Raw genomic sequence first — 9,019 nt, forward strand, 5'->3', positions numbered from 1 at the left:
TATTAGAATGTTAAACTCAATCCGATTTGTTATCAGTGATCAAATTAGAATTTATATTATTCTTATATTAATTATTCTTGGCGGGTTTCTTGGAGGTTTTTTAGGGGCTTTTGGAATTTTTCTTTTTTCTTTTCTCTATTTAAAAAACCTTCGTTTAGAATTTCTTCTAATTGTATTTTTGCTCACTTTCTTTCTAGGGGATAATATTTCTGGTTTTTTCTCTTTTGCAAATAACCTTCGTTTTTTACTGATTGGGTTTAGTGTGGTTTATTTGTTTCAGAAGGGCTTATTAAAGTTGAATTTTGGGTGGAAGATAGGTTTATTTACGCTTTTTGGATTGTTTGTTACTGCCTTATTCTCTCCCCTTGGAATTATTGCTCTTAGCAGGGCTGTAGCCTATCTACTAATGGCTTTGATCCTCTTTAAGCTGATAGATCTTCTTTATAGGAAAAATCCATTTGAGGTTGAGAGGTTGATTTTTAGCTTTCTGTTGATTTTTATTTTTATAAATTCTATCACAATTCCATTTAGGATTGAAGGTGTCTTTTACTTGGTTGGTAGGTTTAAAGGATTGATGAATAATCCTAATGGGCTTGGCTTGTTATTGATGTTTTTTTATCCCATTCTAGATTTACTTCAGAAAAGAAATAATTTTCTTAAACCCAATAGAGGATCACTGATAGTTAAGGTTGTGATCTTTGTCATGTTGTTTTTATCAGGAAGTAGGACGGCAATGCTTGCAATTCTTATTTACCAAACTAGTATTTGGCTTTTTGATTCCAAGCGCTTGTTGATTCCTTTTCTCTTGGTTTTACCACCTTTACTTTATGTTGTTTCAACAGCGGATTTGATTGAAATTCTATCCTCCTTTGGTTTTCAAGAGGAATTAAGGTTAGATACTCTGAGTACAGCGAGTGGTCGAACGGAAGTATGGGTGGTGGCATGGGAGGAGGTCTTGCAGCATCCTATATTCGGTCAAGGCATGATGTATGATAATTATTTTGTGGATGGTTATCGGAGTGCAAATATTGGTGAAAATGCAGCTAGGCATTGGTATGGGGTCTGGAATTCTTATTTGAGTTTATTATTGAATGTTGGGTTTATCGGCTTAGCACTATACCTTTTGTTTTTATTTCGTTGTTTCCAACGTTCTACAGATAAGAAATTGGCCTTTGGTTTTTTATTACTGATTCTTTCCTCTGCGGTTACCGAGTCCTGGATGGCTGCATCGATGAATGCCTTTACTCCGCTTCTGTTCCTGTATTTTGCGATGCAGCAGCAAATCATTTATTACCCTATTCATGAAGAATATATTGATCCTCTACACACGACTGACAGGGTATTGGATGGCGTGCATGCGTCATGACCATCTTAAAATTGGGAATCGGTATTTGGTAGTTAGAAGTACCCCAAGTGTAGAGGCTCCTTTTAAGTTGCAATCTGAACCTGGAATCGAAATACTAGATGGAGATGATTTGGATGCAAATAGTCTAATGCTTTTAGCTAAGGAGTATAATCCTGATATAATCTACCTTGCAGGTTGGGGGGATAAGCGGTTCACTGCTGTAGGGAAGTATTTTAAGGCTAAAGGCAAGCCTGTTATTTTAGGAATGGATAATCAATGGCTTGGAACTATAAAGCAGCGAGTTGCCGGAACCTTTGGCACTTCGTTTTTAAAGCAATTTAGCTCACATATTTGGGTTCCCGGTTTGCCTCAATTTCCTTTTGCCCAAAGGCTTGGCTTTTCGAGCAATCAAATTCTTACTAATCTCTACTGTGCAGATGAAAAGTTATTTGAAGATATTAATCAGAATACTTTTAAGAGACAGTTACTTTTTGTAGGGCGGTTAGTAGAGCATAAAGGTTTGTTGAATCTATTCAGAGTTCTTCAGAAATTGTTAGATGAAGGTAGGTTGGATTTAAGGGTTAAGCTAATTGGAAATGGACCTTTAAAATCAAAAATTCCTCAAGATGATTTAATCGAACATATTCCTTTCGTTTCGCCTGAAGATTTACCTGAAATCATGAAAAATGCAGGATTTTTTATTTTACCCAGTCTTTACGAAGCTTGGGGAGTTGTGGTTCATGAAGCAGTTTTGGCAGGGCTTCCGATTGTGTCGACCTATGAAACCGGAGCTAGTACCGCTTTCGTTATTCCTAATTTTAATGGTTTCTTATACAACGCCTCAAAACTTAAAGATCTTAAAAGTATAATACTTCAAATACAAGATATGTCAGAGGATACTTATTTTAATTTTTCTAAGAATAGTAAAACTTTAAGCAAAAAGATTTCGCTTGATTTTTGGTCTGCCAATTTGAATTCTGTTATTACCAACCCCAATTGATGAGCATTTCGAAAATCTTAATTTTTTATGAATATTTTCCACCGGCAGTCAAAAGTGGTGGAATTACAAGATCACTGACTAATTTGTCGAAGTTTTTAAGTAAAGGCTATCAAGTTTTTGTTTTCACTGGAAACCGAGACCTTGGAGAGGATAGGGAATTGGATGTTGATAAAAATAAGTGGGTTGAATTTGATAAAAATGTCCAAGTATTTTATTCAGATTCCACTTTTCAAACAAGGGAAAGAATAAAAAAAATAATCAATAGTATTAGTCCGAATGTCATCTATATCAATGGCTTGTTTAATCCCCCATTCAGTTTTTTTCCATTGCTACATAAGAAATCAATTTCTAATTCGGTTTCTTGGGTAATTGCGCCTCGGGGAATGCTTCAAGCAGGAGCCCTAAAAGCGGGAAAATTTAAAAAAAGATCATATTTAAAAGTCTGGAAGCTTCTAGGATTAACTAATGATATCATATGGCATACAACTGATCAGCAAGAATATAAAGATATCCTAGGTATTTTTGGAGACGAATCAAAAGTGAAAATTGCCAGTAATATCCCTGCTCAGAATGGGATTCCCAATTTATTGCTTTCAAAAAAGAAAGCAGAATTACGGATCATTTATTTATCCTTAATTAGCGAAAAGAAAAACCTACTTCAAGCTTTAAAAGTGGTTCAAGAATTGCCTGATGGTCTTTCTGTTACTTTTGATATTTTCGGTCCGATAAAAGATGTTGACTATTGGAAGGAATGTCTTGCGAATATTGATAAGAAAAGTGGTTCTGTTAAAATTGAGTATAAGGGAGAAGTTAACCCAGCTCATACGGGAGAGCTACTTTCAAATTATCATCTCTTCTTTTTACTTACCCAGGGTGAAAATTTCGGACATGCCATTTTTGAATCTTTACATGCTGGTACACCTGTTTTATTATCAGATAAAACTCCTTGGAGAAACCTTCCGGAGGCTCAAGCAGGATGGGATATGGATTTAAACCGACCGGATGAAATCCGAGAAAAGATAATGGAAATCGCATCTTGGGATGAAGTCGATTACCTGGCCTGGAGAAGGGGAGCACGTGAATTTGCGGAGAAGTTTCTTCAAGAAACTGATTTTGAAAAGCAGTATCAAGAACTATTTGAATTTTAAAGATCGAAATTGAAAAAAACAGATCTCAGTTCTTTTGAAAATAACTGGTACCGACCAGGTTCTAAAATAAAAATTGGGATTTGGTATTTGGTTAATATCCTGTTTTTTAAAAGTTCACTCAATCCATTTTCCAAACTGAAAGTTCTTTTACTGCGCCTTTTCGGAGCGAAAGTCGGAAAGGGTGTTGTCATCAAACCTAATATCAACATTAAGTATCCTTGGTTTTTGGAAATTGGAGATTATGTTTGGATAGGGGAGGAAGTTTGGATTGATAATCTTACTTTAATAAAAATCCATTCAAATGTTTGTATCTCCCAAGGAGCAATGTTATTGACAGGAAATCACAATTTCAAAAAGTCATCTTTTGATTTGATGGTTGGAGAAATTAAGCTTGAAGAAGGAGTTTGGATAGGAGCGAAGTCTGTGGTCTGTCCGGGAGTTACCTGTCATTCTCATTCAGTTTTGGCAGTAGGTTCTGTTGCGACCAAAGACTTGGAACCCTATACTATTTACCAGGGTAATCCAGCCCAAGCAGTCCGAAAGCGGGAAATAATCGAATAAATTGTTCAGGGTTCTCAGTTCAATGTTCTGTGTTTTGAAAAATCAATATAAAATTAGTTTTAATTTTTTTCTAACGATTAACCTTTTCCTTTGAAAGTCTCTTTAATTACCGTTACCTATAATTCTGCTGCAACATTATCCGACACAATCGAAAGCGTTGCTGCGCAGGACTACTCAAATATCGAATACATCATCATAGACGGGAATTCCAAAGATGGAACCCAAGATATTATTCGATCTTCTAATGGTACTGTTTCCAAGTTTCTTTCCGAACCTGATCGCGGCCTTTATGATGCCATGAATAAGGGGATTAAAATGGCTACAGGAGATATAGTCGGAATTATTAATTCCGATGATTTCTACCATCGAAAAGATGCGATCTCAAGAGTGGTAGAAGGTTTTTCTGACCCTGAAACAGAATGTGTCTTTGCGGATATTCGATTTGTATCTCCAGATGATTTAGATAAGACGGTTCGCTATTACTCTTCTAAACGATTTAATTTAGGGGCTTTTTCTTGGGGCTTTATGCCTGCACATCCTACTTTTTTCACCTATCGCAGAAATTTTGAAAAATACGGGGTATATAAAACGGATTACAAAATAGCAGCTGACTTCGAACTCTTGGTTCGCTTTCTCTATAGGCATCATTTACCTTATCGGTATTTGGATTTTGACCTGATGAAAATGCGATTGGGCGGGGTCAGTACGGCATCCTTAAAAAGCACCTGGATAATTAATCAGGAGGACCTGAAGGCTTGCCGTGAAAATGGGTTAAAAACTAATTATATTCGTTTGTACTCCCGATATTTCAGGAAATTGTTAGAGTATATTCCATTACTACATTGAAAAAATACCTAGTCATTCTTCTCATTTTTTATTCGCTGGATCTTGCTGGTCAGTCTATCCCTGCGGGCTTTCCGATCCTAGAAGAATTGCAGCGAAGAAATCAATTAAGAGCCACAGATACCATCGGTGGCTCTTTTTTGCTTCGGCCTGTTCTTACAGGTGATAGCCTCTATCGAATTACTCAGGATTTGGATTTGCCTTTTGCTATCAATGATTTGGAGGTGTGTGTATTGCCTTTTGTCAATACCACTCGAATCCTTACCGGACGACCTTATGGATGGGGAGATTATGGCTTGATTCCAAATCCCGGATTCCAAACCTATCTTTCAGGTGGAATTCAGGCTAATTATAAGTTTATCAATCTAACTTTTCGTCCTGAGCTTGCTTTTGCTCAAAATAGTGGATTCCAAACTGGTCTTGAAGAAATGACAGATTCTCAGATCAACAGCCGTTTTTTACTTTGGAATTACGGGGATTTTCCTGAACGGTATGGTGACGGATGGTATTTCAAGCCTTGGTGGGGACAGTCTAAATTGACTTTTCAATATGGTGCATTTGAACTAGGAGGAAGTACTGAAAATATCTGGTGGGGACCTGGCCAATTTAATGCCTTGACCTTTTCCAATAATGCTCAGGGATTTCCTCATTTGACGTTCAATACAACTAAGCCAGCCAAAACCTTTTTGGGTAATTTCGAAGGTCAAGTTATAATAGGGAAATTAGAAAACTCAGGTTTTGCCCCTTCTCAAAACGAAGAGTTGAATGATCGTTTCTTTGATCCCTTTTCCGGAGACTTCCGGTATCTCAATGCGGTTACTTTTACCTGGAATCCAAAATGGGTGAAGGGTTTTTATTTTGGGTTCAGTCGAACCTTCCAACAATACAATGAAAACAGAGGAAATCAATTTTATGACTGGTTTCCTATTTTTGAGGGATTTCAAAAGAAAAATTTCTTTGAGGGAGGTAATTCTGTTGATTTTGACGGAAATGGAAGGGATCAGACCGTTACCTTATTTGGTCGCTTAGTGGTCCCTAAAACTAAATCTGAACTGTATTTTGAATATGGGCGGAGAGACCATGCTTTTACCTGGAGGGAATACATCCTCAATCCAGAACATGCCCGAGCATTTATTTTTGGCTTCAATCAATTAATTGACGTACTTGATTTGGGAAAAACGATTCAAATCCGATCTGAAATTACGCATCAACAGGAATCAGTTAATAGATACATCCGATATCGAGGCTTAACAGGAGGGATTACATGGCATACCCATACTCCTGCAAGAGGTTTTGTAAATTATGGTCAGCCGCTTGGTGTAGGTATCGGAACCGGATCGAATGTTCAGACGGTAGAAATTTCCTTAGTGGAAGGAGTGGAGAAGATTGGGGTTCTTTTTGAACGATTGGCCAATAATCAGGATTTCTACTACAAGGCTCTACTTCAATTCACCGAACGCAAACCCTGGGTCGACCTCTCCCTCGGATTTCTCTACGACAAAAAATTCAATAACCTTCTCCTCAGTTCCAAGCTCCAGCTGATCCATGCCCGAAACTATCAGTGGCAGCTCGATCCGGCCAGCACCCCAGAATTCCCCAAGGGAAAGAACCTGACGAGTGTGATGGCGCAGGTGAGTGCGATATACTTTTGGAATAAAGACTAACCACAGAGAATTACTAACCACAAAGTACACAAAGGGCACTAAGAATAAGTAAGAAAATCTTTGTGAACTTCGTGCTCTTGGTGGTTTCTTCTTTTTTTACCACTCACATCTTGTCCCGTCCCGATGTATCGGGACATGGGAAAGGATTATTTAACCACAAAGAACACAAAGGGCACTAAGAATAAGTAAGAAAATCTTTGTGAACTTCGTGCTCTTTGTGGTTTTTAGTTTTTGTGCTCTTTTTTGTTTTTAATTTACCGCAAGACACTAAGAACACATCTTGTCCCGTCCCGATGTATCGGGACATGGGAAATAAAAGATCTTTGTGACCTTCGTGCTCTTCGTGGTTTTGCTTTTTGAACCACCAAGGACACAAAGGAATTTTGAACCACCAAGGACACCAAGGGCACATCTTGTCCCGAGCATCGGGAAAGGATAAGGAAGAAAAAATCTTTGTGAACTTCGTGTTCTTTGTGGTTTTACTTTTTGTGCCTTTCGCGCACTTAGTGGTTTTATTATTTATTGCTACTAATCTTTTAAAGAAACTTAATGTCTTTAGTGTTCGTAGTGATTTCCGATAATGCTTATATTTAGATTATGAAAGTTGCATCCATAGAATTTGAAAATGAAGAGCAGCTGACTGCTTTAAAGGCCTTTGCAAAGGCGATGAAAATGAAGTTTGTTGGTCTCTCCGATTTTTCGGATAAACTTGAAGAAAAGCGTATTCTGGAAGGTATAGCAAAAGGGTACAAGGAATCTATCGCGATTGAAAAAGGGGAAATAAAACCGAAAACAATCGAGGAATTACTTGATGAGCTATAAAGTTATACCAACTTCCCAATTCGAAAAGGACTTAAAAAGACTTTTCAAAAAGTACCCCTCGGTAAAAAGTGAGATTTCAGAGCTTATTTTACAATTAAAGGAAAATCCTACACTGGGAACTCCTCTTTTGAAAAACTGCTATAAAATCCGAATGGCAATAAAAAGCAAAGGAAAAGGAAAAAGTGCTGGCAGTAGAGTAATCACGCATGTAAGAGTAGTAAGGGAGGAAGTTCATTTGTTGTCAATTTATGATAAATCCGAGCAGTCGAATATTTCGGATTCAACTATAAATCAACTCCTCAAATTACTATAGATTTTATTGTTGCTGGTTTTCATATAATAATCTTGCTTGGCCTTTCTCTCGGCTTCCTCTACGACAAGCAGTTGGGGAATTTGTTACTCAGCTCCAAGTTGCAGTTCATCCACGCCCGAAACTATCAGTGGCAGCTCGATCCGGCCAGCACCCCCGACTTCCCCAAGGGAAAGAACCTGACGAGTGTGATGGGGCAGGTGAGTGCGATATACTTTTGGAATAAAGACTAACCACAGAGAATTACTAACCACAAAGTACACCAAGGGCACTAAGGAATATTTAACCACATCTTGTCCCGAGCATCGGGAAAGGACACTAAGGGATTTTTTTAAAAAAGCTTTGTGACCTTCGTGCTCTTCGTGGTTTTTTTGATTTTAAACCACATCTTGTCCCGTCCCGATGTATCGGGACTTGGGAAAGAATAAGTAAGAAAATCTTTGTGATCTTAGTGCGCTTTGTGGTTTTTATTTTTTGTGCTCTTAGTGGTTTCCTTACTCGTGCTCTTGGTGGTTTTTCATTTTTCAATCGAGGCCCAAATGTTCCTACTTTGTTTGCTTGCACGCTTTTCAGTATTTTTGAATAAAAGTAGAATTTTATGGCCAAATTGATATTAGAAGTAGAAAACAATAAACTCAAATTCTTCAAGGAGCTGATTCGGAATTTTTCTTTTGTTAGGATAGATGATGACCCTATTCAAGAGGATACAGATGAACAGATTCGTGAAAACATTAAGTTAGGGGTTGAGGAGCTAAAGAATGTTGTAGAAGGGAAAAAGAAAAGTCGTCCAGCTAAAGAATTTTTGGAAGAATTGTGAGATTTCGGGTTGAAACCATTGAGCACTTTGAAAAGGAAGCCAAAAGGTTGATTCGAAAGTTTCCTTCTCTTAAATCAGAGATTTTCGATTTGATCCTAGAATTAGAAAAAAATCCGAAAATTGGAACATCTCTGGGAAGTGGTTTTTATAAAATTCGATTAGCCATCCGTTCAAAGGGAAAAGGAAAACGTGGTGGAGCTAGGGTACTTACATTTTTTAAAATAACAGCAGAGACTGTTTTTCTAGTGTCCATTTATGATAAATCAGAAAAGTCAGATATAAGCGATAAGGAATTGAGATTGCTTTTGGGTAAAATGTCCGAATGATTATTAAGAATACCAAGTATAAAGATGATTATCGTTGTGTCCTTGATGGTTTTTTTTACCACCGAGGACACAGAGAAATTGTTTAACCACTAAGACACATCTTGTCCCGTCCCGATGTATCGGGACTTGGGAAAGGAATATTTAACCACTAAGGACACCAAGGACACTAATGAAAATAAGCTT

General features: G+C 37.5%; 10 protein-coding genes. All 10 read left to right on the forward strand.

What is annotated here, in order from left to right; translation table 11 throughout:
- The first annotated feature begins 7 nt into the window (after positions 1 to 7).
- The 10 genes from BM043_RS18925 (at position 8) to BM043_RS18980 (ending at position 8,836) form a co-directional block, all read left to right on the forward strand.
- Complete coding sequence (locus BM043_RS18925) at positions 8 to 1,366, forward strand: O-antigen ligase family protein (RefSeq protein ID WP_092794733.1); 1,359 nt, start codon at positions 8 to 10, stop codon at positions 1,364 to 1,366.
- A 25-nt stretch (positions 1,367 to 1,391) separates the two neighbouring features.
- Positions 1,392 to 2,345 (forward strand): glycosyltransferase, encoded by a 954-nt coding sequence (locus BM043_RS18930; protein ID WP_218144172.1) that lies wholly within the window; start codon positions 1,392 to 1,394, stop codon positions 2,343 to 2,345.
- Positions 2,345 to 3,493 (forward strand): glycosyltransferase, encoded by a 1,149-nt coding sequence (locus BM043_RS18935; protein WP_092794739.1) that lies wholly within the window; start codon positions 2,345 to 2,347, stop codon positions 3,491 to 3,493. Before BM043_RS18930 ends, BM043_RS18935 begins: the two co-directional genes overlap by 1 nt.
- A gap of 9 nt (positions 3,494 to 3,502) precedes the next feature.
- On the forward strand, positions 3,503 to 4,054 hold the full coding sequence (locus BM043_RS18940; protein ID WP_092794742.1) for a putative colanic acid biosynthesis acetyltransferase: 552 nt from the start codon (positions 3,503 to 3,505) through the stop codon (positions 4,052 to 4,054).
- A 90-nt stretch (positions 4,055 to 4,144) separates the two neighbouring features.
- The gene (locus tag BM043_RS18945; protein ID WP_092794744.1) at positions 4,145 to 4,900 is read left to right on the forward strand and encodes a glycosyltransferase family 2 protein; all 756 of its coding nucleotides are present in this window, start codon (positions 4,145 to 4,147) and stop codon (positions 4,898 to 4,900) included.
- Entirely contained in the window at positions 4,897 to 6,561 is a 1,665-nt protein-coding gene (locus tag BM043_RS18950) for a capsule assembly Wzi family protein (RefSeq protein ID WP_092794747.1), read from the forward strand. Before BM043_RS18945 ends, BM043_RS18950 begins: the two co-directional genes overlap by 4 nt.
- 597 nt (positions 6,562 to 7,158) lie before the next feature.
- Positions 7,159 to 7,383, forward strand: coding sequence for a hypothetical protein (locus BM043_RS18960; RefSeq protein ID WP_092794753.1), 225 nt, complete (start codon positions 7,159 to 7,161; stop codon positions 7,381 to 7,383).
- Positions 7,373 to 7,696 (forward strand): type II toxin-antitoxin system RelE/ParE family toxin, encoded by a 324-nt coding sequence (locus BM043_RS18965; protein ID WP_092794755.1) that lies wholly within the window; start codon positions 7,373 to 7,375, stop codon positions 7,694 to 7,696. Before BM043_RS18960 ends, BM043_RS18965 begins: the two co-directional genes overlap by 11 nt.
- Positions 7,697 to 8,291: 595 nt before the next feature.
- Positions 8,292 to 8,510, forward strand: coding sequence for a hypothetical protein (locus BM043_RS18975; RefSeq protein ID WP_092794760.1), 219 nt, complete (start codon positions 8,292 to 8,294; stop codon positions 8,508 to 8,510).
- Positions 8,507 to 8,836, forward strand: coding sequence for a type II toxin-antitoxin system RelE/ParE family toxin (locus BM043_RS18980; RefSeq protein WP_092794762.1), 330 nt, complete (start codon positions 8,507 to 8,509; stop codon positions 8,834 to 8,836). Before BM043_RS18975 ends, BM043_RS18980 begins: the two co-directional genes overlap by 4 nt.
- The last annotated feature ends 183 nt before the right edge of the window (positions 8,837 to 9,019 follow it).

Origin of the sequence: Algoriphagus hitonicola, from assembly GCF_900113375.1 — a bacterium.
In the GTDB taxonomy this organism is placed as follows: Bacteria; Bacteroidota; Bacteroidia; order Cytophagales; family Cyclobacteriaceae; genus Algoriphagus; species Algoriphagus hitonicola.

Bases quoted from the DNA above. Each gene is read 5' to 3' on its own strand.
- BM043_RS18925 (WP_092794733.1), top strand. From the start codon at position 8: ATGTTAAACTCAATCCGATTTGTTATCAGTGATCAAATTAGAATTTAT.
- BM043_RS18935 (WP_092794739.1), top strand. From the start codon at position 2,345: ATGAGCATTTCGAAAATCTTAATTTTTTATGAATATTTTCCACCGGCA.
- BM043_RS18960 (WP_092794753.1), top strand. From the start codon at position 7,159: ATGAAAGTTGCATCCATAGAATTTGAAAATGAAGAGCAGCTGACTGCT.
- BM043_RS18965 (WP_092794755.1), top strand. From the start codon at position 7,373: ATGAGCTATAAAGTTATACCAACTTCCCAATTCGAAAAGGACTTAAAA.
- BM043_RS18975 (WP_092794760.1), top strand. From the start codon at position 8,292: ATGGCCAAATTGATATTAGAAGTAGAAAACAATAAACTCAAATTCTTC.